At 69.0% G+C, this 25,579-nt stretch carries 22 protein-coding genes; 11 read left to right on the top strand and 11 right to left on the bottom strand.

Annotated elements, in window-relative coordinates; genetic code table 11:
* Positions 1–25: 25 nt before the first annotated feature.
* Both ACM6LR_RS01135 and ACM6LR_RS01130 read right to left on the bottom strand, forming a co-directional pair.
* Complete coding sequence (locus tag ACM6LR_RS01135; protein ID WP_414935688.1) at positions 26–526, bottom strand: GtrA family protein; 501 nt, start codon at positions 524–526, stop codon at positions 26–28.
* Positions 527–536: 10 nt separating this feature from the next.
* Positions 537–2,813 (bottom strand): sigma-70 family RNA polymerase sigma factor, encoded by a 2,277-nt coding sequence (locus ACM6LR_RS01130; protein WP_414943001.1) that lies wholly within the window; start codon positions 2,811–2,813, stop codon positions 537–539.
* A gap of 308 nt (positions 2,814–3,121) precedes the next feature.
* On the opposite strand from ACM6LR_RS01130, the gene ACM6LR_RS01125 reads away from it, so the two are divergent.
* The 5 genes from ACM6LR_RS01125 to purE all read left to right on the top strand — a co-directional run bounded on the left by ACM6LR_RS01125 (position 3,122) and on the right by purE (position 8,334).
* Entirely contained in the window at positions 3,122–3,994 is an 873-nt protein-coding gene (locus ACM6LR_RS01125) for a GGDEF domain-containing protein (protein WP_414943000.1), read from the top strand.
* 81 nt (positions 3,995–4,075) lie between these two features.
* Complete coding sequence (locus ACM6LR_RS01120) at positions 4,076–5,434, top strand: glycosyltransferase 87 family protein (protein ID WP_414935685.1); 1,359 nt, start codon at positions 4,076–4,078, stop codon at positions 5,432–5,434.
* On the top strand, positions 5,409–6,629 hold the full coding sequence (locus ACM6LR_RS01115; protein ID WP_414935684.1) for a glycosyltransferase 87 family protein: 1,221 nt from the start codon (positions 5,409–5,411) through the stop codon (positions 6,627–6,629). Before ACM6LR_RS01120 ends, ACM6LR_RS01115 begins: the two co-directional genes overlap by 26 nt.
* A gap of 13 nt (positions 6,630–6,642) precedes the next feature.
* On the top strand, positions 6,643–7,827 hold the full coding sequence (locus tag ACM6LR_RS01110; protein ID WP_414942999.1) for a 5-(carboxyamino)imidazole ribonucleotide synthase: 1,185 nt from the start codon (positions 6,643–6,645) through the stop codon (positions 7,825–7,827).
* Between the two features lie 9 nt (positions 7,828–7,836).
* Complete coding sequence (gene purE / locus ACM6LR_RS01105) at positions 7,837–8,334, top strand: 5-(carboxyamino)imidazole ribonucleotide mutase (protein ID WP_414935682.1); 498 nt, start codon at positions 7,837–7,839, stop codon at positions 8,332–8,334.
* Between the two features lie 72 nt (positions 8,335–8,406).
* Here the strand turns inward: purE and ACM6LR_RS01100 are convergent, their stop codons facing one another.
* The gene (locus tag ACM6LR_RS01100) at positions 8,407–10,056 is read right to left on the bottom strand and encodes a class I adenylate-forming enzyme family protein (protein ID WP_414935681.1); all 1,650 of its coding nucleotides are present in this window, start codon (positions 10,054–10,056) and stop codon (positions 8,407–8,409) included.
* A gap of 104 nt (positions 10,057–10,160) precedes the next feature.
* On the opposite strand from ACM6LR_RS01100, the gene ACM6LR_RS01095 reads away from it, so the two are divergent.
* Positions 10,161–11,333 (top strand): acyl-CoA dehydrogenase family protein, encoded by a 1,173-nt coding sequence (locus ACM6LR_RS01095; RefSeq protein WP_414935680.1) that lies wholly within the window; start codon positions 10,161–10,163, stop codon positions 11,331–11,333.
* On the opposite strand, the gene ACM6LR_RS01090 is transcribed toward ACM6LR_RS01095, so the two are convergent.
* A complete protein-coding gene (locus ACM6LR_RS01090; protein WP_414942998.1) occupies positions 11,323–11,706 on the bottom strand; it encodes a hypothetical protein in 384 nt (127 codons plus the stop codon). The two genes, ACM6LR_RS01095 and ACM6LR_RS01090, sit on opposite strands and share 11 nt — an antisense overlap.
* A 195-nt stretch (positions 11,707–11,901) precedes the next feature.
* On the opposite strand from ACM6LR_RS01090, the gene ACM6LR_RS01085 reads away from it, so the two are divergent.
* Entirely contained in the window at positions 11,902–12,327 is a 426-nt protein-coding gene (locus tag ACM6LR_RS01085; RefSeq protein ID WP_414935679.1) for a DoxX family protein, read from the top strand.
* A gap of 72 nt (positions 12,328–12,399) precedes the next feature.
* Here the strand turns inward: ACM6LR_RS01085 and ACM6LR_RS01080 are convergent, their stop codons facing one another.
* The 3 genes from ACM6LR_RS01080 to ACM6LR_RS01070 all read right to left on the bottom strand — a co-directional run bounded on the left by ACM6LR_RS01080 (position 12,400) and on the right by ACM6LR_RS01070 (position 16,064).
* Positions 12,400–13,107: a TIGR03089 family protein gene (locus tag ACM6LR_RS01080; RefSeq protein ID WP_414942997.1), complete on the bottom strand. Its 708-nt coding sequence runs from the start codon at positions 13,105–13,107 to the stop codon at positions 12,400–12,402.
* Positions 13,108–13,116: 9 nt separating this feature from the next.
* The gene (locus tag ACM6LR_RS01075; RefSeq protein WP_414942996.1) at positions 13,117–14,433 is read right to left on the bottom strand and encodes an LCP family protein; all 1,317 of its coding nucleotides are present in this window, start codon (positions 14,431–14,433) and stop codon (positions 13,117–13,119) included.
* An 89-nt stretch (positions 14,434–14,522) separates the two neighbouring features.
* Positions 14,523–16,064, bottom strand: coding sequence for an LCP family protein (locus ACM6LR_RS01070; RefSeq protein ID WP_414935676.1), 1,542 nt, complete (start codon positions 16,062–16,064; stop codon positions 14,523–14,525).
* Between the two features lie 149 nt (positions 16,065–16,213).
* On the opposite strand from ACM6LR_RS01070, the gene rfbB reads away from it, so the two are divergent.
* Positions 16,214–17,197 (top strand): dTDP-glucose 4,6-dehydratase, encoded by a 984-nt coding sequence (gene rfbB, locus ACM6LR_RS01065; protein WP_414942995.1) that lies wholly within the window; start codon positions 16,214–16,216, stop codon positions 17,195–17,197.
* Positions 17,184–18,074: a dTDP-4-dehydrorhamnose reductase gene (gene rfbD, locus ACM6LR_RS01060; RefSeq protein ID WP_414942994.1), complete on the top strand. Its 891-nt coding sequence runs from the start codon at positions 17,184–17,186 to the stop codon at positions 18,072–18,074. Before rfbB ends, rfbD begins: the two co-directional genes overlap by 14 nt.
* A gap of 75 nt (positions 18,075–18,149) precedes the next feature.
* On the opposite strand, the gene ACM6LR_RS01055 is transcribed toward rfbD, so the two are convergent.
* The 3 genes from ACM6LR_RS01055 to ACM6LR_RS01045 form a co-directional block, all read right to left on the bottom strand.
* Entirely contained in the window at positions 18,150–19,238 is a 1,089-nt protein-coding gene (locus ACM6LR_RS01055) for a glycosyltransferase family 4 protein (RefSeq protein ID WP_414935673.1), read from the bottom strand.
* Positions 19,231–21,744: a glycosyltransferase gene (locus ACM6LR_RS01050; RefSeq protein WP_414935672.1), complete on the bottom strand. Its 2,514-nt coding sequence runs from the start codon at positions 21,742–21,744 to the stop codon at positions 19,231–19,233. The genes ACM6LR_RS01055 and ACM6LR_RS01050 overlap by 8 nt, the downstream gene beginning before the upstream one ends.
* 149 nt (positions 21,745–21,893) lie before the next feature.
* Positions 21,894–22,832, bottom strand: coding sequence for a glycosyltransferase family 2 protein (locus ACM6LR_RS01045; RefSeq protein WP_414935671.1), 939 nt, complete (start codon positions 22,830–22,832; stop codon positions 21,894–21,896).
* 19 nt (positions 22,833–22,851) lie between these two features.
* Here ACM6LR_RS01045 and ACM6LR_RS01040 point away from each other — a divergent pair, with 19 nt between their 5' ends.
* Entirely contained in the window at positions 22,852–23,910 is a 1,059-nt protein-coding gene (locus tag ACM6LR_RS01040) for a glycosyltransferase family 4 protein (protein ID WP_414942993.1), read from the top strand.
* A 67-nt stretch (positions 23,911–23,977) separates the two neighbouring features.
* Positions 23,978–25,114: a glycosyltransferase family 4 protein gene (locus ACM6LR_RS01035; RefSeq protein ID WP_414937048.1), complete on the top strand. Its 1,137-nt coding sequence runs from the start codon at positions 23,978–23,980 to the stop codon at positions 25,112–25,114.
* 86 nt (positions 25,115–25,200) lie between these two features.
* On the opposite strand, the gene ACM6LR_RS01030 is transcribed toward ACM6LR_RS01035, so the two are convergent.
* Positions 25,201–25,431: a hypothetical protein gene (locus ACM6LR_RS01030; protein WP_414942992.1), complete on the bottom strand. Its 231-nt coding sequence runs from the start codon at positions 25,429–25,431 to the stop codon at positions 25,201–25,203.
* Positions 25,432–25,579: the final 148 nt, after the last annotated feature.

Genomic DNA, 25,579 nt, shown 5'->3' with positions numbered 1-25,579 from the left:
GGACCTTTGCTATCGCCGACGCGGGTCAGGCCGCTGAGTCGTCCCGGTCGGCGGAAGAACTCCGTCCGCCGCCCCGCAGCAGCCGCGGTCGCGCCCCGGCCTCCGGGAACACCCATTTCTTGAACGACCACCAGCGGAACGCCGTGCCGAGCAGTGTTCCGATGACCATTCCGCTCACGAAGTCCGCGATCTCCTGTGTCAGCAGGCCGACCCGCGGCTGTTGCAGCCCGAGTACCTGTCGCGACACCAGTTGCGGAAGCGCGTTGAGGCCGAGCGCGATCGCACTGAGCAGGAAGAAGAGCGTCGCCTCGTGAGGCCGCTCACGGCCACCACGGGTCCGGAAGGACCATTCACGATTCGCCACGTACGAGAAAACGGTCGCCACCAGGACACCGATCACCAGCGCTGTCACCGGTTTATCGGTCAGCACCGTGAACTTCAGCCCGTACGTCACCGTCATCGTGATGACGAAACTCGCACTCCCGACCACGGCGAAACGCAGCATCTCGCGATGCTTCCCCAGCATGAGGGGCACGTTACTGGAAAATACGGTCGCCTACCCCATTGGGCTCCGTGGTCGGCTTCGACTTGCCCGGCCGCGGCGGCGCGCTCGTGGTCGCGGCCGGTGGGGCGGGCTCCTGCTTCGCGGGCTCTGAATGTGTCGCGGACGGCGCGGGCTTCTTCGATGGAGAAGGCCACACAGGCCGCCCCGGCTTCGTTGTCTCCGAAGTGGCCGGAGGCTTCGAAGTGACCGAAGGCTTCGAAGTGACCGAAGGCAGCGAAGGAGGCGTGGACGGTGGAAGCAGCGCGGAGTCGTCACACCAGTGGTGCCAGCAGCCGAAGTGGACCTCCACCGGTTTCGCCTTCGCGACGCCGAGGGTGGCGTTCACCGTCACCGGGAGATTGGCCGCCGGGCGGCCCTTCAACCGGACCCACAGGCTCGCCTGACGTCCCGGAGTCAGCGAGTCACGCGAAGTGCACGACGCGCCTTCGCCGGTCGGGCTGCACCGGATGCCGGACACGCTCCAGGAGCTCAGCACGCGGTGATCGAGAGTGATCGTCACCGGCTTCGTGGTCTTGCCCGTGTTCTTGACCCGGATCATCACCAGCGGGTTGCGGTTCCAGGGGAACGCCGACAGCCCGTCGCTCTCGGCACGGAGCGCGAGGTCGTCCGGCGGCGGCTTCACGGTGACCCTCACCGAAACCGACACCTTGATCAGCGCGCCCGCCGTCACCGAACCGGTCACCATGCCGCCCGCTTCGGCGGTTTCGTCGGCACGTAACCGGAACGTCAACACCGCGGCCTGTCCCGGTTCCAGGCCGGTGCCGGTCTCGCAGGTCACCGTGCCGGTGCCGCCGGGGCAGCTCACCGCGATCGGGGCCGGCCCCGCCTGCTGCCGGAAACCGCTGACGCCCATCCCGCCACCGCCGCCGGCGGGAACGGCCGTGACACCCTTCGGCAGTTTCAGCGAGACCGCGACCGGCTCGGACTTCGATCCACCGTCGTTGCGCACGGTGATCGGCAGGTTGGTGTCCTCGCCGGGCTTGAGCTGGACGCCGCCGATCGGGGCCGACGCCGTCATCACCGGCGGCGACGGGATCACCGGCGACGACGCGGGCGGGGGCTCCTCGGCGGGCGGAGGCTCCTCAGCGGGAGGCGTCGTGGGCGGCGGCACGACCGGAGGAGGTACCACCGGGGGCGGCTGCCGAGCGGGAGGCACGTCTTGCGCCGGAGGCACGGCGGGCGGGACCGCCGGAGGCACGGCAGGGGGGACCGCGGGAGCGGGAGCCACGGCGGGCGGCGGGACGGCCGCGGCGGCCGGGATCTCCTGGGTGCCGCCACCGGCGGCGAGTGCCACCGCGACGGCGGCGACGATGGCCGCGCTCGATCCGGCCACTCCGGCGAACTGGCGTGGTCCGGCCGCGGCGGCACCGGCCGCCCCGCCCGAACTCGAACCCGCGGCGGCGGCCGTCGCGACCGCGGTGACCGCACTCGCCTTGCCCGCCCCGGCGGTGGCCAGGTAACCGAGAGCCGCGCCACCGAGCACGATCGGCGCGATGATCCCGCGCAGACCGCCGTTGATGTCGGCCAGTTCCGCGGCCAGCGCGCGGCAGTTCTCACATTCGTCCAGGTGGTTCTCCACCTGGGCCCGTTCACGTTTGGACAATCCGTCGCGGGTCCACGCGCCGAGCTTGTCCGCACTCGCGCGACAGCGTTCGCCGGAGTTCTCGGCCAGGTGCACCTGCAGATACGCCTGCCGCAGGCCTTCACGGGCCCGATAGGCGAGCGCGGACACCCCGTTCGCGGTCAGTCCCAGCAGCGGCGCGACCTCGGCGGGGCTCTGCTCCTCGATCTCGGTATGCCACAGCACCGCCTGCCACCGCTCGGGCAGCCGGGTGAAGGCCTTCGCGGCGAGCGTGCGCTCGAGCCCGGCGACGGCGGTGTCGGAGAAGGGGACTGTCAGCGCTTCGCCGACGGCACCGCCGACATCGGACATGTCTTCGTTGAGGTCGACGCGCTTGTCCTTGCGCGTCTTGTCGTAGGCGGTGTGCCGGAGCGCCGTCAGCAGGTACGCCCGGAACGCGGTGTCGGGGCCCTTGCCGACGCGCAGCGTGTCCAGCACCTTCGCGAAGGCTTCCGAAACGAGGTCGTCGGCTTCGGAACTCGACTTGGCGAGCTGGCGGGCGAGGTTGTGCGCCGCGCCGGCGTGACGTTCGTAGAGCGTTCCGTAGGACGCGATCTTCCCGTCACGCACCTCGGCGATCAGCTCGGCGTCACTCTTACCGGAGAGATCGGCGGGAACGGTGGACACGGGACTCCTTCATCAGCGGGTTCGGCGCATCTACTCTTTAAACGCCCGAACGCGCTCAGTGTGACGGACTGGGCGACGCACGTCACCTCGCGGCCCCGTCGATGACCCGGAGGGCGCAACACCTTCACCCGGCCTGGGTCGGATTTCGAGCTGCGCGCGTAGCGCGTCCGTCGAGGGCGGTGGCGGGGGCATGGATGGAGGGTTCGGAAAGATCCTTGGGAAACGCCGTCACGCCCGGCATGGACCGGCGTCCCCACCGTGAAGCGATCGCAAGATCGAAAAGATCGGGACGGAAGGGGCGGTGGCCAGTGGACGTACCGGCGACCGGTGCGCCGTCCGGGGGACCCGACGGGCAAGCCGCCTGGAACCGGTTCGAACGAGATCGCTCCCTCCGCGCCCTGCGGGCTCGCTGGCGGACCGCCAGCCTGGCCGCGGGCTGGCGATTCCCCAGTGACTGGGGCCTCCCCGAGGTCGACGCCGTCTGCGCGGCGGTGATCAAGAACGGCCGGTCCGTCCCCGTCGACGTGGCGGAAACCGCCCTCGCGGGACTGGGCCGGGCACGCGCCGCGGCGGGTGCCGGACTGGCTGAGACGCTCGCGGATCTCGCGGCGTTGCACGCGGTGCTCGCCGACCCGGACGCGGTGGACGGTTTCCTCACACCGGATGTCGACTCCACGCCTTCCCGGCTACTCCGGGTGACGGCTTTGGCGTGGGCGGACGTGGCGACCGATCAGCTCGTGCACACCGAAGTCACCGAACCGCTCACCGGACTGCCCACGGCCGCGTACCTCAGGACCCGGTTGAGTGAGCTGTACCGCCAGGCCCGCCGCGAAGGGCGGCCGGTCGCGGAGGCGCACACCCTGCTCGTGGTCTCGATGGACTTCGGTTCGGTCGCGGGCTGGCCGCGGCTGACCGGGATGATCCTGGTCGCGGACGCGCTGAAGCAGGTCTTCGACGGCGGCGAGAGCGTCGCCTCGCTCGGTCCGTCGGTCGCGGGCGCGCTGGTGCCGAAGGACGTGAGGCTCGCTTCGTCCGGCGTCGCGCTGCGGCGGGCGCTCAACGAGCGGCTTTCGGTGGACGCCCAGTTGCGTGACACCGGCCGTCCGCAGATCTCGGCCGTCCGGCTCCCGGCGACCTACGACCAGGCGTGCGATCTCCTCGGCTCCCTCGCCCGGTCCTGAACCGGGATAGCGCAAGACGTTCTCCAGGTCGCGGGCGACCCAGTCGAGGTGCGACGACCCGGTTCATGATTTCCTGTTTGCGTGACCCGGACTGTTCCCGCCGACGCGAACGGCGACGTATCGGCGAGCCGCCCGCAGCATCGCCTCTCGTTGCGCCGCTCGCTCGCTCGCTTGTCCGTCCGGCCGAGATCGATCTTGATCCTCTCGGTGATCCCGCTGGTCGCGATCGGTTTCGGCATCTGGGGTTGGCAGCACGAATGGGTGCTTGGCGTCGACAGCGCGGTGTACCGCGCCGGCGCCGAGACGCTGCTGAACGGCGACCCGCTGTACGACTCCAACACGCTCGCGGTGGAGCCTTGGTGGGCGTTGCTGCCGTTCACCTACCCACCGACGGCCGCACTGCTCTTCATCCCGCTCGCACTGGTTCCGACGCAGGTCGCCTGGGGGCTCCTGACCGCGGTTTCGCTGCTGGCGCTGGCGCTGTGCGTCCGGATCGCGATCGGCGCGCTGCCGAAACCGTCGACCGACGGCCCCCGCTGGTGGGCCTCGCCCGCACGGTCGACGATCGCGTTCTTCCTGGTCTTCCTCGGCCTCGAGCCGGTGTGGCGCACGACCTTCCTCGGCCAGATCAACATCATCCTGATGGCGCTCGTGATGCTCGACATCCTGGTCGTCGGGGCGAGGGGCAGCCGCTGGGGCGGGGTACTGGTCGGTGTCGCCGCCGCGGTGAAGATCACCCCGATCGTCTTCCTGGGGCATCTGTTCATCACCGGCCGCCGCATGGACGCCATCCGCGGGTTCATCACGTTCGTCCTGATGCAGGGCCTGATGTTCCTGATCATCCCGCATGACACGGTGCGTTACTGGACCTACACCGTGTTCAACACGGGCCGCATCGGCCCGGTGCACTGGGCGGGCAACCAGTCACTGAGCGGGCTGTTGAACCGCTTCACCGAGCTCGCGCCTTGGGCGTCGAACGCGGCGCTGGGGATCGGCGCGCTGCTCGCGATCCCGGCGATCTGGCTGGTGCTGCGCTTCCACCGCAAGGGCCAGCCGCTCGCGGCGATGCTGGTGACGGCGTTCTGGATCCTGCTGATCTCGCCGATCTCCTGGACGCATCACTGGGTCTGGGTGGCGCCGCTGGTCGTGCTGCTGGTCTCGCGGCTGCCGAAGACCACGCCCGCCACGGCGTGGAAACGGTGGCTGGGCACGTTCGCGGTGTTCTTCGTCTTCATCAGCTGCGTGCTGCTGATCCTGCCGAACGGCCGCAACGTCGAGCTGCACTGGCAGGTGTGGCAGAACATCCTCGGCAGCGCGTACATCTTCATGCCGCTGGTGCTGGCGCTCGCGCTCGCCGGGCGCTGGTGGTATCTGCGCCGGAAGCGGCTTACCGGAGCTGGGGACGACGGCGAGCATGCTGAAATCGCGACCGGCGGCTGAGCCACGGCTCGTCGGGGTCACGCTGGCGGGCGTGCTCGCCCTGGCGATGCTCGTGCTGGGCATCGCGGCCTGGCTCGGCGAATGGCACCTCGGCGCGGACAGCGCCGTCTACCGCGCCGGTGCCCTCACCCTGCTGAAGGGTGAACCGCTCTACACCCGCGAGGCGCTGACGACCTTGCCGCCGTGGGTACTGCTGCCGTTCACCTACACCCCGGCCGCGGCGCCGTTGTTCCTGCCGCTCGCGATCGTCCCGGCCGGGCTGACCTGGGGAGTCGTCGGCGCGCTCTCGCTGGTCTGCCTGAGCGTCGTGATCTCCGTGGTCGCCCGGGCCTGCGGTGCTCCCACCACCCGATGGTGGGTACTGCCGCTGGCAACGGCGGGCGCGCTGGCGCTGGAGCCGGTCTGGAAGACGATCTTCCTCGGCCAGATCAATCTCATCCTGATGGCGCTGATCGTCCTCGACGTCCTGGTGCTTTCGGCGCGCGGTTCGCACTGCGCTGGATCAAGATGGGCCGGGGTGCTGATCGGGATCTCGGCCGCGATCAAGCTGACGCCGCTGATCTTCGTGCCGCACCTGCTGTTCACCGGCCGCTGGAAGGACGCGCTGCGAGCGCTCGGCACGTTCTTCGCGCTCGAAGCGGTGATGTTCGCGGTGATCCCCGGCGACGCCTTCCGGTTCTGGACGGAATCGGCGACCGACCCCAGCCGGGTCGGTTCCGTGCACTGGATCTTCAACCAATCGCTCAACGGGCTGGTGAACCGCGCTTCGGAACACGCGCCGTGGTCGCTGACGGTGGCCATCGCGATCGCCGCCGTCCTGGCCGTACCCGCCGTCTGGCTGGTCGTGCGCCTGCACCGCCGCGGTGACCCGGTCGGCGCGCTGCTGGTGACCGCGTTCTACGGGCTGTTGGTCTCGCCGGTGTCCTGGTCACACCACTGGGTGTGGACGGCGCCGCTGCTCGTCCTGCTCGTCATCCGCCGATCGTGGGTTCCGGCCGCGGGCGTCGCGGTGCTGTTCGCGAGCGGCGTGATCATGTTCGTGCCCAACGGCGGGGAGACCGAGTTCGGCTGGGGGCTGGGCTGGTCGCTGCTCGGCAACGTCTACGTGCTCACGGCTGCGACCGCCATCACAGGCCTGGCCGTGCGGGAGCTGCGACGCGGGTCCGCCCAGGTCGCGGCGGTGGCGGCCAAGTAATCTCTCCCTCGTTATGGACAAACGAACCGGTCTTCCGATCGTGGGCATGGTGGGCGGCGGACAGCTGGCCAGGATGACCCACCAGGCGGCGATCTCCCTCGGCCAGTCCCTGCGCGTGCTGGCCGCCGGGGAGAACGAATCCGCCGGCCTCGTCGCGGGCGAGGTCGTGCACGGGCACCACACCGACCTCGAAGCGCTGCGCTCGTTCGCCGCCGGGGTCGACGTGCTGACCTTCGACCACGAGCACGTTCCCGGCGAGCACCTGCTGACGCTGGCGATGGAAGGCGTCACCATCCGGCCCGATCCGGCCGCGTTGTCGATGGCGCAGAACAAACTCGTCATGCGCGAGATGATGGCCGGACTCGAGATCCCCGGCCCCGAGTTCGCCGAAGTGTCCTCTGTGGACGACGTGATCGCCTTCGGTGACAAGCACTCGTGGCCGGTGGTGCTCAAGGCGGCCCAGGGCGGTTACGACGGCCGCGGCGTCTGGATGCTCGACACCGCGCAGCAAGCGCGCGAAACCGTTCCTGAGCTGCTCGAAGCCGGAACTCCTTTGCTGGTCGAGGAAAAGGTCGGCATGCGGCGCGAACTCTCCGCGCTGGTGGCCCGTTCGCCGTTCGGACAGGGCGCGGCGTGGCCGGTGGTGGAGACCGTGCAGTCCGGCGGGATCAACACCGAGGTGCTCGCGCCCGCACCGGGCCTGAGTTACGCGCGCACGCAGGAGGCGCAGGACCTCGCGCTGCGGATCGCCGCGACGCTGGACGTGACCGGGCTGCTCGCCGTCGAGCTGTTCGAGACCGACGAAGGCCTGCTGGTCAACGAACTCGCCATGCGTCCGCACAACTCGGGACACTGGACGCAGGACGGCTCGCGGACCTCGCAGTTCGAGCAGCACCTGCGCGCGGTGCTCGACTACCCCCTCGGAGCGACCGACCTGATCGCTCCCGCCTGCGTGATGGCGAACGTCCTCGGCGCCTCCGAGGCGCCCGAAATGGGGCCGGACGAGCGGCTGCATCATCTGTTCGCGCGGTACCCGGACATTCGCGTTCACCTGTACGGCAAGGGAGAGCGCCCCGGTCGCAAACTCGGCCACGTCAATCTTGTTGGCGAACGCATGGAGGAACTGCGTGATCGCGCGCTGCTCTCCGCGCACTGGCTTTCCCACGCCGTCTGGCTCGACGGCTACGAGATTCACTAGGAGTTGAAGATGTCGCCGCAGGTTGGCCTGATCATGGGCAGCGATTCGGACTGGCCGACGATGGAAGCGGCAGGCCAGGCGCTGGACGAGTTCGGCATCGAATACGAGGTCGGCGTCTACTCGGCGCACCGCACTCCGCAACGGATGCTCGACTACGCGACGTCGGCCGCTTCGCGCGGTGTGCGCGTGATCATCGCGGGCGCCGGCGGCGCCGCGCACCTGCCGGGCATGGTCGCGTCGGCGACCGTGCTGCCGGTGATCGGTGTGCCCGTCCCGCTGAAGTACCTCGACGGCATGGACTCGCTGCTCTCGATCGTGCAAATGCCTGCCGGTGTCCCGGTCGCGACGGTTTCCGTTGGGGGGGCACGGAACGCGGGCCTGCTCGCGGTGCGGATCCTCGCCGCGTCCGACGAAGGACTCCAGGCGAAGATGGCTCGGTTCCAGGCGGACCTCGAGCAGCTCGTGCTCGACAAGGACGCCGCACTGCGCAAACGCGTCGAAGGCTGACCGCAATTAGTCCTCTAGTTGCGGTAGTTCGTCGTCGAACCACCGCAACTAGAGGACTAATTGCGGTGGGGGTCACTCGGCGAGTTGCTTCCGCAGCTCTCGCTTCAGTACCTTCCCGGCGGCCGAAACCGGGATCTGGTCGACGAAGTGGATCGCCCGCAATCGTTTGTACGGCAGCACGCGCCCGCTGACCGCGTCCATGAGCTGGTCCGCGGTGACGTTCTCGTCGCTGCGGACCACGAATGCGACCGGCAGTTCGCCGACCTCGGTGTCCGGCTTGCCGACGACGGCCGCCGCGGATACGCCGGGCAGGGTGATCAGCAGCTCTTCCAGTTCGCGGGGGAACACGTTGTATCCCTTGTACAGCAGCATGTCCTTCTTGCGGTCCACAATGGACAAGTAGCCGTCCTCGTCGAGAACGCCGATGTCGCCGGTGTGCAGCCAGCCGTCGACGAGCGCGGCCGCGGTTTCTTCGGGGCGGTTGCGATAGCCGGTCATCACCTGCGGCCCGCGGAGGCACACTTCGCCGCGTTCGCCGGACGGCAGGGGATTCTCACCGCCTTCTGCCGGGACGATCTTGATCTCGGTGTCGGGTAACGGCAGGCCGACCGAGCCGACCTTGCGGGTGGCGGAGCGAGAGGACGGCGCGATGACCGCACCCATGGTGACCTCGGTGAGGCCGTAGCCCTCGATGACGAGCACGCCGGAGAAGCGGTTCTGCAGGGCGCGGATCATTTCGTGGTTCATCGGCGCGGCGCCGGAGCCGATGGTCAACACCGAAGACAGATCGGCCGTGTGGAACTCGGGGCACGCGAGCAGAGCGGCGAACAGCGCGGGCGCCCCGCCGATGGTGGTGACGCGCAGCATCTCGGCGTCGGCCACGTACGCGGCCGGGTCGAAGCGGTCGTGGAGGACGATGGTGCCGCCGTCGAGCAGTGGGACGTTGAGCGCGGCGATGGTGCCCATGGCGTGGAACCACGGCGTCAGGTTGAGGGCGATCCCGGTGCCGATCCGGGACGGCCATTCGTCCTGGCCGCCGAGCTGCTCGACGATCACCTCGCCTGACGCGTCGAGGGCGGGCACCGCGCCCAGCCGCCAGCAGGAACTCTGCAGACTGTTGACCACCACGTTCCGATGCGGCAGGCAGACACCTTTCGAGCGACCGGTGGTGCCGCCGGTGTACGCCAGATGGGCGAGATCGCGGTAGATGTCGATCTCCACGTCCGGCCGCTCGTCGGGGTGACCGGAGTGGAACTCGGTGAACTCGACTTCGCCTTCGTTCAGTGCCTCGGGCGGGTGAACGACGATGCTCAGGCGGATCGAGGTCCGGTCACGGATCGAAGCGAGCACGCGCGCGACCGGGCCGGCCGTGACGGCGGCGACCGCCCCCGCGTCGGCCAGCTGGAAGGCGAGGTCCTCCGGCGGAAGCAGGGGGTTCGCCGGGCTGAAAGTGGCGCCCGCGAGCAGCGTCCCGTAATACGCGACCGGGTACGCGAGGCAGTTCGGCAGGTGGAGCGCGACGACGTCGCCCCGCCCGATGCCCTCGGCACGCAGCGCGTTCGCGAACCGGCAGGCCGCGCTGTACGTCTCGGCGAAGGTGAGGCTCTGGTCTCGGTGGGCGAAGGCCGTGCGGGAGCCCCAGCGAGCAGCGGCGCCGGCCAGCACCGAGCCGACCGGGACCTCGGGATAGTCGAGCGATCGGGGGAACGGAGTGAGCTGCATCACTCGAACGTACGGACTTTGCGGTCAAGGACACAAGCGCTCGCGATGTCGCGGAATGTGAACGAGCGCTAACATCGGTCGAACTCCCATTCGCGTTAGAAGAGGTGACAAAGGTGTCTGACGGCCCGGGTCTCTACCAGCTTGCCGAGGAGCACGAAGAGCTGCGGGCCGCGGTCCGTGCCTTGGCGGAAAAGGAAATCGAGCCGTACGCGGCCGAGGTCGACGAGAACGAGCGCTACCCGCTCGAGGCGTACAACGCGCTGGTCAAGTCGGGTTTCAACGCCGTCCACATCGGCGAGGCCTACGACGGCCAGGGCGCGGACGCCATCGCCGCCTGCATCGTGATCGAAGAGGTCGCGCGTGTCGACGCGTCGGCGTCGCTGATCCCGGCGGTCAACAAGCTGGGCACGGTCCCGATCATCCTTTCGGCGTCGGAAGACCTCAAGAAGCTGGTGCTGCCGTCGATCGCCTCCGGCGAGGCCTCGGCGTCATACGCCCTTTCGGAGCGCGAAGCAGGCTCGGACACCGCGTCGATGCGCACCCGCGCGAAGCTCGACGGTGACCACTGGGTGCTGAACGGCACCAAGTGCTGGATCACCAACGCGGGGGAATCCTCCTGGTACACGGTAATGGCGGTGACCGAACCCAACGCCGAAAAGAAGGCCAACGGAATCTCCGCGTTCGCCGTGCACAAGGACGACCCTGGCTTCACCGTCGGCTCGAAGGAGCGGAAGCTCGGCATCAAAGGCTCGCCGACCCGCGAGATCCACTTCGAGAACTGCACCATCCCGGCCGACCGCATCATCGGGGAGCCCGGCACCGGCCTGAAGACCGCGCTGCGCACCCTCGACCACACTCGCCCGACCATCGGCGCGCAGGCGCTGGGCATCGCGCAGGGTGCGCTCGACGCGTCCATCGCGTACGTCAAGGAGCGTAAGCAGTTCGGCAAGGCGATCGCGGAGTTCCAGGGCGTCCAGTTCATGCTGGCCGACATGGGCATCAAGATCGAGGCCGCCCGGAACCTCGTCTACGCCTCCGCCGCGGCGACCGAGCGTGGCGACAAGCGCGGCGGCTACATGGCCGCGGCCGCGAAGGCGTACGCGTCGGACATCGCGATGTCGGTGACGACGGACGCCGTGCAGCTCTTCGGCGGCGCGGGCTACACGCGCGACTTCCCGGTGGAGCGCATGATGCGCGACGCGAAGATCACGCAGATCTACGAAGGCACCAACCAGATCCAGCGCATGGTCATGGCCCGCGCCCTGCTCAAGGGCTGATTTCTCGCGACGCGCTTGGGAACTCCGCGTTTCGTCCTCTAGTTGCGGTACTTGCACGTGCAAGTACCGCAACTAGAGGACTAATTGCGGGTGAGATCGCACCTTGGGGGTGGCCGACCTCGACCACGGATTCTTCCTTCTCGTCGGAGTCGACGTCGTGCCGCGTGACGCCGTTGTCGATCGACCACGTGCCGCCGAGGGTGTGGTGGAATTTCAGGGCCAGTTCGCCCAGGGGTGAACGCGTCCACGTGTAGCGCGACACCGTGAACTCGGTGCTCCAGCTGGACCAGTGGAGCCATCGGGAGCCGTCGCAGCAGAAGGCCAGTTGTCGCTCGGGTACAGCATGCGGTCCGATCAGACCTTCATCACTCAAGCAGGAGATTCTGCCCGCAGGTCGCCGTACCGGGGGAATAACATCCACGACCTTCCGCAGCGGACATGCCGCCGATCGGGCTTGGTTCCTGTCGGGTACCTGTCGATCACGCTCCGGAGGTGCCGCCGGAAGCGCCCGGTGCCCTACCGTGATCCGGGTAAGTTGAATATTCACCGACCAGAAAGCTGATACCCGATGTTCGCTCGTTTCAAGGATGTCGCCCTCCTGCTGGGCCGGATCGGTGTCGGTGTGGTCTTCCTCGCACACGGCCTGCAGAAGTGGGAAAACGGGATCGACGGCACCGCGAAGTTCTTCGAGCAGACAGGCATCCCGCTGCCGACGCTCGCGGCGATCTTCGCGATCGCGGTGGAGATCGTGGGAGCCATCTTGTTCATCGTCGGTTTCTTGACGCCGCTGGTGGGCCTCGGCTTTGTCGTGGTCTCCGTCGGCGCGCTGCTCTCGGTGCACCTCGACAACGGCCTGACCGGTCAGGGCGGTTACGAATTCGTCCTCGTCCTGGCGGTGACCGGGCTCGCGCTCGGGTTCAACGCCGGAAAGCTGTCGCTCGACCACGTGCTCTTCGGACGCAAGCGTGAAGCGAAGCAGCTTCAGGACGCCTGAGTTCACCTCGGCAAAGGTGATGAACGGGACTTTCATTGCAAAATTTGCAATGAAAGTCCCGTTCATCGCACGTCAGGCGGGGAGATCCGCGGTCGTCCGTTCGGCTTCGCGCCGAGAAGCCAGTTTGGCCGGATCCGCGTCGGTGACCTGGACCAGATGCGCACCGGCCGCGAGCGGCGTCAGGAACCCCGAGAGAATCCCTTCCTCGCTCGCCCATTCCACAGTGGACAGAACGCGATCCGCCGTGGACAAGCCCGCCGAGGAAGCCCGCGAACGGGCTTCGGCCAGCACCTCGTCCACAGTGGACGAACCCAGTGCCGGGGTGTCGCCGGGAATGGGCGAGAGCGGGCGGAACTGGTCGCCCGAAAGCCGGGCTTCGGTCAGGTAGTCCAAGGCCCCGTCGGGCACGGAACCGGCGGGCAGTCCGAGGCCCATCGGGTGCAGCGAGACGACGGCCGTCGCGGCCGCGCCGGAAACGCCGTCCGGCGCGATGAACGCCACCCGTGCGCCCGCGGTCTCCGTCACCACCCTGGCGCCGCACCACCACGCGCCCAGCAGGACGCCGGCGGTCTGCCAATGCGACGGCAGCACCACGGCGACCTCGTCGCCTGGTTCGACGTCGAACTCGTCGACCAGCCAGTTCGCCGTCTTGGCGGCCCAGTTCACCGTGGTCGTCACGGACAGTTCGACCCGGCTGCCCTGCTTGTCGTCGTAGTGCGTGATCAGCGGTTTCGCGGGCGACCCGAGCAGGGGCCGCAGCAGCAGTTCGGTGAGGCTCACGCCCTCACGCTAGTTCACGCAGGGAACGCTCGACGCGGCGAGCAGCGGAGCCGCGCCGGAGGACCTGCCGCCCCCGCCCCGGCCCACCAGGCCGGAAACGAAGGTCCGCACGGCGGCGGGGTCGATCTCGACGATGCTCTGGCCGTCCGCGCTGCGGCCGTTGACGTTCACCACCGGGATGGTCGTGAACGTCAGGTCACCCGACGCGATCCCCTTCGCCTGCTGCGCGAACTCCAGCAGGTCCAGATCCTCGTCCAGGACGATCGACCGGCGAACGACGTCCATCAGGCCGCTCATCGTCGACGGGCTGGTGAGCGTGCCCGCCGAGAGCACCTGGTTCAGCGCCGAGGACAGGAAGGTCTGCTGTCGCACGATGCGGTCGAGGTCGCCGCGCGGCAGGTTCTTCCGCTGGCGCACGAAGGAAAGCGCTTCGCCGCCCGAGACGGTCTGCTCGCCGCGCCGGAAGTTCGCGCCGGAGTCCTTGTCCTCGGTGGAGTGGTTCAGGCAGACCTTGACCCCGCCCAGCGCCTCGGTCAGCAGGTAGAACCCGAGCAGGCTGACCTCGGCGTAGTGGTCGACGCGGAGCTGGGTCAGGTCCTGAACGGTCTGGACCAGTGCCTTGCGGCCCTCCTGGTCGGAATCGCGTTCGAGTCTCGCCTGGTCGGGCTCGCCGCGGTGCGCGTTCGCGTAGTCGGTCTTCGCGACGCCATACGCCGAATTGATCTTGTTCGGGCCGCGGCCGGGGATGTCGGTCCAGGTGTCGCGCGGAATCGAGACCCCGGACGGCTTCCCGCCGTTCTTCGGGATGCGCAAGATGATGATGGTGTCGGTGTTGACGCCCGCCTTCTCCTCGGTGCGCAACTGCTTGAGGACCTTGAGCGGCAGCGGGTTGCCCTGCGCGTCGGTGCGCGCGTCGCTGCCGACCAGGAGGATGTCGATCGCGCCGTCGTCGGCGGGCGGTGCGGCGGGATCGTCCGCCTTGCTCAGGGCGTTCGTCGTGGGGACGTTGCTCTGCAGCTGGTCCTTGGTGACGTACGCGTAGCCCGTCGTGCCGAGGGCGAGCAGGGACACGAGACCGAGCGCGATCCGGCGGGTGACCCGGCCGGCGCGGCGCAGCGGGCGCTCCGGCAAGGCGAGTACGCCCGAGACCGCTTCGTCTTCGGGCGGGGTGGATGGCTGGGGGAGGGGATTCCGCGGGTACGGCGTCGGGACGAACCGAGACTCTTCGTCACTCTCGGTGTCCGAAGTGGCGTCTTCTTCCGGTTCCGGGTCTTCGGCGTCCAACTGCTCAGAACGCTCATCCGCGTCTTTGTCTTCGCTGTCCATCCCTGTTCACCTCCCCTGGCGTACCCACTGATCCGATCGTAGGAGAAGGCTAGGCCACCGCGAGGTCGGCCACGCTGAGTACCCGCTCATTAATTGACGCAGGGCACATTGCCCGCGACGATCGGCGTCGTGCTGGGTACCGCCGGAGCGCTGGAGGGGGGCTGAGCAGGCTTTGAGGGGGTCGACGTCTTCGGCGGGGTCGTGGTCGCGCCGCCGGCGGCAGCGCCCTTGAAGTCCTTGCCGAGCAGGACCCGGACCTTGCCCGGGGCGACGTCGCGATCGGCTTCGGTCTGGACCGCGGTGCCGAAGACCTGCTTGATCAGGGCGAGCGCGTCCTCGTCGCCCGGCGCGTACCGGACGACCGTGGAGTTGCGGGTGCTGAGCTTGGCGTCGGCCGCGAGCTTGAAACCCTTGCTCTGCAGAAGGTTCCGGGTCTCGGTGGCCAGGGTGGGGGAGCCTGAACCGTCGAAGATCTCCACCGTCACCGCTTCCGCGCCCGGCAGCTTGGCCGAGGTCTCGGTGGGCGTGGTCTGCCCGTCGGAGGTCAGGCGGGTGATCTCGGCCTGCACCTGCGCCGGGTCCACCCGGAGCACGGCGGCGCCACCGATCGTCGCGTCGCCCTGGGTCGGGATCGTGTGGAATTCGACGTTTCCGCTGGTCAGGCCACGCATCTGCGCGGCGAACTCAGGTAGGTCCCAGCCCGCCGACAGCACGACCGACTTCTTCACCGCGTCGATGAGGTTCGCGATCTTCGCCGGGTTGACCAGGACGTCGGAGGACAGGACCTTGTTGGCCAGCCCGGACAGGAAGGCCTGCTGGCGCGCGATCCGGTCGAGGTCGCCGTTTTGCAGGTCGTATCGCTGGCGGACGAACGCGAGTGCCTGGACGCCTTCGACGGTCTGCCGTCCGGCGGGCAGGTCGACGCCGGACTTCCGTTCCTTGACCGGCCCGTTCAGGCAGACCTCGACGCCGCCGATCGCCTTGGTGATCTCGTAGAAGCTCGACAGGTTCACCTCGGCGTACCGGTCGATCATCTTCGGCTTGCCGATGAACTTTTCCAGTGTCGCGATCAGGTTCTTGCGGCCGGCGTCCTTGGCCTTGGCGTCGACGTCCTTGAGGTCCGAGTTGCCCTGCTGCTGCAGTGTCTTCGACGTGTCGTTGTAGGCGTACACGTACGCGCTGTTGAGCTTGTGCTTGCCGAAGCCGCCGGTGATCTCGACCCACGAGTCACGGGGGAAGGAGAACGCGACCGCCTTTTTGCCGTTCTGCGGGATGTGCACCAGGATCATCGTGTCGGTCTGGCGCTCGCCGTCGGAAACCCCGGCATGCAGCATGTCGAGGACCTCGCGCGGCAGGGGGTTGCCCTGCGCGTCGGTGCGGCTGTCCTGGCCGACGAGCAGGATGTCGATCGCGCCGTCCAGCGGTTTCGCCGGCGGGTGACCGTTGTCCTCGAAGATGTTCGTGGTCGCGAAGCCCTTCGTCGGGTCGCCGATGAACTGCCAGCCCCACCAGGTCAGCGCCAGGATCGTGATCGAGACCAGGCTGAACACGACCTTCACCCCACGGCGGGCGAACACCACGACGCCGCCGTTCCGGCGTGCCGGACGGGGTGGCCCGGGCCACTCGGTCACGTGCGGTCCTCCACGAATCTCCCCAGGGCACACGCGTGCCTCGTCCACGACTCTACTGACCCTGGTGTTAGACGTCCGTAGGCTGGTGGGAGGTTGCCCCGGTCGTGCACACTCGGCTGGGCCGGAAGTCGTAAAGGGAGGATCCCGGGATGCGCGTGCTGGTCACCGGAGGTGCCGGGTTCATCGGTTCGCACTACGTCCGTCAGGTGCTGAGCGGGGCGTACCCGAGTCTTGCCGACGCCGAGGTGGTCGTACTCGACAAGCTGACCTACGCGGGCAACGAGGCGAATCTGGAACCGGTGAGCAAGAACCCGCGCTACCGGTTCGAAAAGGGCGACATCTGCGACGCAGCCCTGGTCAGTGAGCTGATGCGGGGTATCGACCTGGTCGTCCACTTCGCCGCCGAGTCCCATGTGGACCGTTCGATCACCGGGGCGGCCGACTTCGTGCTGACCAACGTGCTCGGCACGCAGACCCTGTTGCAGGGCGCGCTCGAAGCCGAGGTCGGGAAGTTCGTCCACGTGTCCACCGACGAGGTCTACGGCTCGATCGACGAGGGATCCTGGACTGAAAGCCACGCGCTGGAGCCGAATTCGCCGTACTCCGCGTCGAAGGCGTCCTCGGATCTGTTGGCACGCTCCTTCTTCCGTACTCACGGTCTGCCCGTCTGTGTCACCAGGTGCTCGAACAACTACGGTCCGTACCAGTTCCCGGAGAAGGTCATTCCCCTCTTCGTGACCAACCTGCTCGACGGCAAGAAGGTCCCGCTGTACGGCGACGGGCTCAACGTGCGTGACTGGCTGCACGTGGACGATCACTGTCGCGGTATCCAGTTCGTCGCCGACGGCGGCAGGCCGGGCGAGGTCTACAACATCGGCGGTGGCACGGAATTGACCAATCGCGAACTGACCGAGCTGCTGCTCGGCGCCGTCGGCGCCGACTGGGAGAGTGTCGAGCCGGTCGAGGACCGCAAGGGGCACGATCGCCGGTACTCGGTCGACATCGGCAAGATCTCGCAGGAGCTCGGCTACACGCCGCAGCGGTCCTTTGAGGACGGTCTGGCCGACACTGTCGCCTGGTACCAGGAAAACCGGTCCTGGTGGGAGCCGCTGAAGAACCGTGCGGGGGCGTGAGGAGTTGCCGAGCATTCTCGTGCCGGGCGGCTCCGGTCAGCTGGGACAGGACATCGCGGCCTTGGCGCCGGACGCCGCGACACCGTCGTCGGCGGAGCTGAACGTGCGCGACACCGGTCAGATCGTCGCCGCGGTGACCGAACTGGCGGACCGGGCATGCGCGGCCGGAACGTCGCCGGTGGTGATCAACGCGGCGGCCTACACCGCGGTGGACGCGGCGGAAGCCGATGAGGAGCGGGCGTTCGCGGTGAACGCCGACGGCCCCCGGGTGCTCGCCGCGGCGTGCTCGTCGCGAGGAGTGCCGCTCATCCACGTGTCGACGGACTACGTTTTCCCTGGCGACGCGACTTCGCCGTACGAGACCGGTGATCTGCTGGGGCCGCTCAACGCGTACGGCCGGACGAAGGCGGCCGGTGAGGACGCGGTCCTCGGCTCGGGGGCTCGGTCCTGGATCGTGCGGACGTCCTGGGTGTACGGCAAGACCGGATCGAACTTCGTGAAGACCATGGCACGGCTGGAGAAGGAACGCGAAGAACTGTCCGTTGTGGACGATCAGACCGGTTCGCCGACGTGGTCCCGCGATCTCGCCGCCGGGCTGCTGGAACTGGCCGGGAAGGTCGCTTCCGGGCAGGGGCCGTCGCAACGGGTGCTGCACTGCACGGGTGGTGGGTCGACGACGTGGTGCGGGTTCGCGCAGGCGATCTTCGCGGAACTCGGCGCGGATCCGGCGCGGGTGAAGCCTTGTGCGACGTCGGAGTTCCCGCGTCCGGCGGTGCGTCCGGTGTACGGGGTGCTGTCGAACGCTTCGTGGCGCGAGGCGGGCCTCACGCCGCTTCAGGACTGGTCCGATGCGCTGAAGGCCTACTTCGGTTCTTGATCCCCTCGCGTTTCGTCCTCTAGTTGCGGTAGTTGCGCATGCAAGTACCGCAACTAGAGGACGAATTGCGGGCGGTCAGTGCTGGGTGCTGGCCTGGCGGTAGGCGGCGACGGTGAGTTCGGCGCACGTGCGCCACGTGAAGTTCGCGACGTGAGCGCGGCGCACGGCCGAGGTGGCGACGGCGTGCGGGTCGCTGACGGCGATCCGCAGGGCCTCCACGAGACCGTCGACGTCCTCGTAGGGGACCAGGCTCGCGCAGTTCCCGGCGACCTCGCGCAGCGCCGGGATGTCCGTGCACACCACGGGTACGTCCGACGCCATCGCTTCCAGCACCGGGAGCCCGAAGCCCTCGTCGCGCGACGGCAGCACCAGCGCGCTCGCCCCGGCGACGACCCTCCGGAGGTTCACGTCCGACAGGTAGCCGACATGCCGCGAACGTGGGCCCACGGGAAACGAGCCGGGGCCGACAAACACCAGTTCCGGCAGATCCGGCGCGGCCTCGTGTGCTTGCCGGAGCCAGTGCAGGCCCTTGCGCGGCCCGGGGGCACCGGCGAAGAGCAGGTACTTGTCCGGAAGGCCGAGTTCCTCGCGGCGTTCCTTGTCCGGTGGGCGCGCGGTGAACCAGGCCGGGTTCACCCCGAGTGGGGTGACCACGATCTTGCTGCGGTCGACGTCGAGCCGTTCGGCGATGCGGTCGGCGACGGCGTTGGTGGGCGTGCAGATCACGTCGGAGAGCCGGGCGCCCCGGCGGACCAGCCGAGGGAGTTCGTGATCGCTCGGCGAGAGCTCCCCAGGAGCGTCCAAAAAGGCCAGATCGTGGATCGTCACCACACCGGCCGCGCGGAGCCGTCCGGGCAGGACGAAGTTGGTGCCGTGCACGACGTCCGTCGGGCCGGCGAACAGTTCCACCGGCGGCAGCTGGGAATGCAGCCACGCCTTGCGCAGCAACCGTGCGGCCACCGGCATGCCGCGGGCCTGGACGCCGTGCGGCAGCACCTTCCGCAGGCGCCGCCAGCCGCGCAACGTGAACGCGACCGCGCGAGTGTCCACTTCGGACATCGACGCGAGCTCTTCGGACAGCGCGACCGTGTACCGGCCGATACCCGTCCTGGCACCGAGAAGCGGGGTCCCGTCGAGCAGGACGCGCAAGGGGCGGTCAGCCACGGCCGAGCCTTTGCCTGGCGACCTTGACCACCCGGCCGCCGACGCGCCGCACGAGTTCCTTCGGGCCGCCGTCGGCGAGGTACTCGCGGATCAAGTCGACGTCGCGACGCAGTATTTCCTTGCCCCGCACCGGTTCGGTGAGTACGAGGTCCGCCGAACCGGGTAGTCTGTCCGCGGCGGGGCGCGGGTTCCGGCAGAACTCCACCAGCGGTTTCAGCGCTTCCGGCCAGGCGTAACGCCGGGCGACGGCGGCCATCCGCTCGACGCAGCCCGCCGCGAACTCTTCGTCGTACAACGCCTTTTCCAGCGCGTCGGCCAGCGCGTCCACGTCCTCGGCCGGGACGACGACGCCGAGCCGTTCCTCACGGACCAGGTCGGCGAACGAGTCACCGTCGGTGGTGACGATCGGGAGGCCCGCCCAGAGGTAGTCCAGCACCCGGGTGCGGAAGGCGAACGTCGTCTCGATGTGCTCGTAGTGCGTGGTGACGCCGCAATTCGCGTCCAGCAGCCAGTTCTGGCGCTCCTCGTACGGCACCCAGTTCTGGTTGAAGAACACGTGTTTGCCGGTGAGCCCGAGCGTGTCGGAAAGCAGCATCGTGCGCGCGCCGATGTCCATCTCGGTGACTTCGGGGTTGGGATGCTTCATCCCGAGGAACACCAGGCGGACATCGCCGCGGCGTTGCCGCAGCCGCTCGATCGCGCGGACCAGGGTGAGCGGGTCGAACCAGCTGTAGACCCCGCCCGCCCACAGCACGACGTGATCGGTCTCGCCAATTCCGTCCAAAGTGGACCGGAGGCCGGGGCCGGTGCGAACCGGTGCCTGCGGCGGCAGGCCGAACGGGACGATCGAGAGCAGCGACTGGGTGGTCGGGTCGGCGTCGTAGAGCCGCGGCGAGAGCCTGCCCATCGCGGCGAGGTGGCCGAGCCAGAAGTGGCGCTGACGATCCGACGCGCACAGGAAGAAGTCGCCGCGTTCCAGTTGCGCGTCGAGGACCTTGGTGACGCCGATGAGGTCGAGGGCGCGTTTGTCGTCGGGGACGCCCTTGCCCTGTTCGAGCAGTTCCAGGTGCATCGGGTCGTACAGGTCCGCGACCACGATCTTGTGCGCGTACTGCTTCTTGAGCGAGGGCGCGAGTTCCAGCACGTGGCCCTGCAGGACGATGATGTCGGCCCAGGCGATCGGGGCTTCCAGGTCGCGCCGGGTCGCCGCGCTGACCTGGAACGCAGCGGGTGGCGGGTCGGCGAGGGGGTTGATCGTCACCAGGTGGACGTCGTGTTCGGTGGCCAGGGTCGCGGACATGTTCCACGCGCGGATCGCGGGGCCGGCCATTCGCTCGGTGATCGCGTCGCCGGTGATCACCAGTACCTTGCGGCGCTGCCCGAAGAGCGCGTCGATGCCGAACGTCTCGACCAGGATGTCGTGCGCCGCGAGGTAGCGCGGCAGTGGGTACGCGGGCTCCAAGGCCTTGCGCAGCAAGGGAAGCAGGTCGGCGTCGGTGCGGACACGGACGGCCTGTTCGGCGGCGCGGGACTCGGCGAGCGACGGCAGCAGTTCGACGAACTGGTCGATCGCCAGCACGCCGGCCAGTGTCGTCCGCGGCACCTCGACCGGACCGGTTTCGGCCGGGCCGACGCCCTTGGCGAGATCGAACCGAGTGGCGTCGAGATCGCCGCGCGCGGTCGCCCGGCGGACGGCGAGCGCCAGCGCGGCGGGCAACGCGCGTGACAGTGTCTCGTCGGAGAGGTTCTTGTACAGTGCGGCCAAAGCGTTGCGCTCCAGCAGAAACGTCTCACGGCCGGAGTCGGGGGCGTCCACTGTGGACATCGTGGCGTGGTGCTTGTGGTAGGTCAGCGATTCCGGCACGTACCGGACGCGCCAGCCGCGCAGGTTCAGCCGCCAGCCGAGGTCGACGTCCTCATAGAACATGAAGAACCGCTCGTCGAACCCGCCGAGTTCGGCGAACACCCCGGCGCGGACGAACATCGCCGAACCTGTCGCGAACAGGACGTCCTTGGCGATCTCGTGCTCGGCGGCCGGGACGTCGGCCAGCAGGCTGCCCGCGTGGCGCTTGTAGCCCATGCCGAACCAGGTCAGGCCCGCGTCGACGAAGTCGGTGCCGGTGCCGTCCCAGTCGAGGACCTTGCTGGCCACCGCGGCGACCGTCGGCTGCGCGCGCAGTTCGGCGACGGCCGTGCCCACCCAGCCGGGCGCGGGGCGGGCGTCGTTGTTGAGAAAAGCGAGGACGGTACCGGTGGCGTGCCTCGCGCCGAGGTTGCAGCCTCCGGCGAAGCCGGAGTTCACCGGGGACTCGACGAGCTTGACACCCGGGGCCGCCGCCTTGATCTCGGCCACGTCGGTGCCGCCGGAAGCATTGTCGACGCAGATGACCTCGAGGTTCGGGTAATCGTGTCCGGCCAGTGCGCGCAGGCAGGTGACGGTGTCGGCGGCCCCGCGATAGTTCACCACGATCACCGAGACGACCGGTTGCGTTTCCCCCTGCGTCAAAGCAGTACTCCCTGCACTCGATTGGACGGCGTCGATGAAGAGCCCGCGACCGCTTCGCGTCGCCAGGGCGCTCGTTCGCCTGCCCCTCACTACTGGTGCCGGCGAGGCCCTTCTCGGACTCAGCCTTCATCTCCGTCTTCTGCCAGAGCTTAAAGCCCGGCCCACGCGTCCCAGACCGCGCCTCGGCCGAGCGCCGCCCGCCGTCCGATGGCCCGCCGCTCGAACAGCGTGCGCGGAAGGCGGGCGACGACGGCACCCAGGACCCGGCACCGGAGGCTGAGACGGAAGTTCGGGGCCGCTGGTTTCTTGGTACGACGGAGCCCTCGAAGGGGGAGTATCGCCGTCAGGACGATGAACTTCACCAGTTGCCGGATCGCCACCTGTCCCGGAGCACACCGGAGGAGGGTCAGCAGGCGATTGCGTTCATTCCACAGGTGGAACTGGGCCGAACCGGGTCGAGTGCTCGCGCCATGCTGGTGGATGACCTCGGCGTCGGCGCTGACGACGTCCCAGCCCGCGAGCCGCAGGCGCCACGCGGTGTCGGTGTCCTCGTAGTAACAGAAGTAGGCGGCCGGGACTCCACCGACGGAGCGCAGTGCCTCGACGTTCAGCACGGCCGCGCCGCCGCAGAAGCCGAAGACCTCGTCGGCGGGCTCCGGCAGGTCGGCGCCGTGGCCGTCGGCGGTCAGGCGGACGCCGGTGGACTGGACGGTTCCGTCGGCCAGCGTCAGTCGGGCGCTCACAGCCGCGGCGAGCGGGGCTTTCGCGAGGGTGTCTTCGCAGTTCGCGAGCCATTCCGGGGCGGGCGCGGCGTCGTCGTTCAGCCAGGCCATCAGCGGAGTGTCCACTTTGTCCAGTGCGGCGGCCATGGCGCCCGCGTAGCCGGTGTTGCGCCGCAACCGGAGCACCTCGGGCCGCGACGGGTGGGTGGCGAGCAGCGCGGCCGTGCCGTCGTCGGAGGCGTTGTCGACGACCAGGGTGCGGTGCGGGCGGGACTGCCCGGCGAGGGCGTCGAGGCAGGCGGTGACATGCGCGGCGCCGCGCCAGGTGACCACGACGACGGTGGTGCTGGGCTCGGCGGCGGTCATGCCAGAGAGAATAGAGACCATGCCCGAACTGGTCGTGCTCGCCGAGCAGCTGCTGGCGCCCGTCCCCGGCGGAACCGGCCGCTACACCGGCGAGCTGCTGCGGGCGCTCGCCGAGACCGCGCCGCCGGGCTGGACGGTGTCGAGCGTGGTCGCACGGCATGCGGGTATCGAGGCCGCGGTCGTAGAAGGGGTCGACGGACCGCGAGTGCTGCCGGTCCCGCCCCGGGTGCTGATCGCGGCCTGGCAACTGGGCCTGCCGTGGTGGCCGGGCGGCGACGCGGTCCACGCGCCGACACCGCTCGCGCCCGCACGGGTGCCGAGGGGGCGGACGCTGTCGGTCGCGGTGCACGACACCGTGCCGTGGACGCATCCCGAGACGCTGACGCCGCGCGGGGTCTCGTGGCACAAGGCGGTGATCGCGCGGGCCGCGTCGCGGGCGACAGCGCTGACCGTGCCGACGCAAGCGGTTGCGGACGAGCTCGCCGGGCTGGTGCCGGTCTCGGTCCCGGTGAGCGTGATTCCGCACGGGGTGCGGCCGCATACCGAGTTCGCCGAGGTCGCGCTGCCCGAGCGCTACGTGCTGGCGATCGGGACGATCGAGCCGCGTAAGGGCATCGACGTGCTGATCGACGCAGTCGGCCGGATCGGGGTGCCGCTGGTGCTGGCCGGGCAGCCGGGCTGGGGCGGGATCGATCCGGGGGCGCTGGCGCGTGAGTACGGCGCGGACGTCCGGCTGCTGGGGAAGGTGAGCGACGCGGAACTGGCGTTCGTGTTGCGGGGCGCGTCCGTGCTGGCGATGCCGAGCCGGGCGGAGGGGTTCGGGCTGCCGCTGATCGAGGCGATGGCGGCTGGGGTGCCGGTGGTGCACTCGGCCGTCCCGGCCCTGGTCGAGGTCACCGGGGGAGCGGGCATCGTCGTACCGGTGGGTGACGCGCAAGCGCTTGCTGGTGCCCTGCGAGACGTACTCGACCATTCGGAGCAGGCGGCAGCGCTGCGTGACAGCGGTCTCGACCGTTCGAGTGAGTTCACCTGGCAGCGTGCCGCTTCCGCCGTTTGGGCTCTTCACCTGCATCGTTAGTTTGTCGGTTCCCCGCCACGGGGGCAGGGCGCCGTCGTACTCTGCGGGGGTGACCGATGACCCTCGCGTGCTGATCGACGCGACAGCCGTCCCGGCGGACAGGGGTGGCGTCGGTCGCTACGTGGACTCGCTGGTCGCGGCGCTGGACACGGACGGTGCGCGGATCACCGTCGTCTGCCAGCCGCGGGACGCGGTGCTGTACGACCGGCTGGCGCCGGGGGCGCGGATCGTGCCCACCTCGCCGTCGACTTCGACCAGGACCGCGCGGCTGACCTGGGAGCAGGCGACACTGCCCCGGCTGGTCCGGCGGCTCGCCGCCGACGTCGTCCACTCGCCGCACTACACGATGCCGCTGGCCAGCCCGGCCGCTTCGGTGGTGACACTGCACGATGCGACTTTCTTCACCGACGCGATCCTGCACTCGTCGGTGAAGGCGCGCTTCTTTCGCGCTTGGACCGCGACGGCGCTTCGCCGCGCGACGCTGTGCGTCGTGCCGAGCATCGCGACGGCGGCCGAACTGGAGCGCGTCGGCCAGGTGCGGACGGCCGAGCTGGAGATCATCCACCACGGCGTCGAACCGGATCGATTCCATCCGCCCTCGCCCGCCGAGATCGAAGCCGCGCGAAAGGCCGTCGGACTCGGGAAGACGCCGTACGTCGCCTTCCTCGGCGCGCTGGAACCGCGCAAGAACGTGCCGGCGCTGATCCGCGGCTTCGCGCACGCCGTGATCAGCAGGCCGAACCCGCCCGCGCTGGTGCTGGCCGGTCAGCCGGGCTGGGATTCGCAGGTCGAGCGCGCACTGGACGCCGTACCGCACCGGTTGCGGGTGATCCGCGCCGGCTATCTGCCGTTCGACACTCTCGCCGGCTTCCTCGGCGGCTCCGAACTGGTCGCCTACCCGAGCCTCGGTGAAGGTTTCGGGCTGCCGGTGCTGGAGGCGATGGCGTGCGGCGCGAGCGTGCTCACGACACGGCGGCTTTCCCTGCCGGAGGTCGGCGGGGACGCGGTCGCTTATTGCGGTGTCGGCGCCGGAGACGTCGCCGCGGCCATCTCGGAACTGCTCGACGATCCGTCGCGGCGGGCGGAGCTGGCCGAAGCCGCGCAGCGGCGCGCGAAGGAGTTCTCGTGGGCGACGACCGCGGAGCGTCACCGGGAGGCCTACGCGAAGGCTTGGCACCGGCATGCGCAGCGGCGGGCCGGCTGAGGGGCACACCGGTCCCTCTGGCGGACACGTATCCGTATGAAAGCTCGTGACGCGTCCGGACGGTCGTCTCACAAGCTTTTCGCTTTCTACAGGTCGATGACCGCTTCGATGAGCCGGTCATGTCCCCACGTAATCGTGGTAGCCGCTTCGAGAGTGCGATCCGGCCGATCAGCTGCCTGCGGCGGGGTTTCCTTCTCCTTCTTGAAGTGCGGCTCCCGCGCGCCGGGCAACAGTAGGGTGTTCAGCTCTCGTCGTGAGCGCGAGAGTTGTGCCGGAGCGACCAGGGTCATGCACAGGAGATGGCGCTGATCACGCACCGATCCGTCGATGAGGCGTGCACGGCATGGATCCATTCTGCCCGACCTCGATCGCGGAATGAGTTCGGGCGACTACCCATAGTTGCTTTGGGGCAAATGGTGCCGGACCGGGGTGGGGGCCGAAGTCGCGTCCGGTGACGGGTGGACA

The sequence above is a fragment of the Amycolatopsis sp. cmx-11-32 genome, assembly GCF_047608695.1.
GTDB lineage: Bacteria > Actinomycetota > Actinomycetes > Mycobacteriales > Pseudonocardiaceae > Amycolatopsis.
Note: the sequence above shows the minus strand (reverse complement) of the source record. Positions and strands in the feature narration are given on the sequence as shown.

What these genes read in the sequence shown, in the direction of transcription:
- ACM6LR_RS01135 (WP_414935688.1), bottom strand. Translation starts at nt 526, where the DNA reads ATGCTGGGGAAGCATCGCGAGATGCTGCGTTTCGCCGTGGTCGGGAGT.
- ACM6LR_RS01115 (WP_414935684.1), top strand. Translation starts at nt 5,409, where the DNA reads ATGCTGAAATCGCGACCGGCGGCTGAGCCACGGCTCGTCGGGGTCACG.
- ACM6LR_RS01110 (WP_414942999.1), top strand. Translation starts at nt 6,643, where the DNA reads ATGGACAAACGAACCGGTCTTCCGATCGTGGGCATGGTGGGCGGCGGA.
- purE (WP_414935682.1), top strand. Translation starts at nt 7,837, where the DNA reads ATGTCGCCGCAGGTTGGCCTGATCATGGGCAGCGATTCGGACTGGCCG.
- ACM6LR_RS01100 (WP_414935681.1), bottom strand. Translation starts at nt 10,056, where the DNA reads ATGCAGCTCACTCCGTTCCCCCGATCGCTCGACTATCCCGAGGTCCCG.
- ACM6LR_RS01085 (WP_414935679.1), top strand. Translation starts at nt 11,902, where the DNA reads ATGTTCGCTCGTTTCAAGGATGTCGCCCTCCTGCTGGGCCGGATCGGT.
- ACM6LR_RS01075 (WP_414942996.1), bottom strand. Translation starts at nt 14,433, where the DNA reads ATGGACAGCGAAGACAAAGACGCGGATGAGCGTTCTGAGCAGTTGGAC.
- rfbB (WP_414942995.1), top strand. Translation starts at nt 16,214, where the DNA reads ATGCGCGTGCTGGTCACCGGAGGTGCCGGGTTCATCGGTTCGCACTAC.
- ACM6LR_RS01045 (WP_414935671.1), bottom strand. Translation starts at nt 22,832, where the DNA reads ATGACCGCCGCCGAGCCCAGCACCACCGTCGTCGTGGTCACCTGGCGC.
- ACM6LR_RS01040 (WP_414942993.1), top strand. Translation starts at nt 22,852, where the DNA reads ATGCCCGAACTGGTCGTGCTCGCCGAGCAGCTGCTGGCGCCCGTCCCC.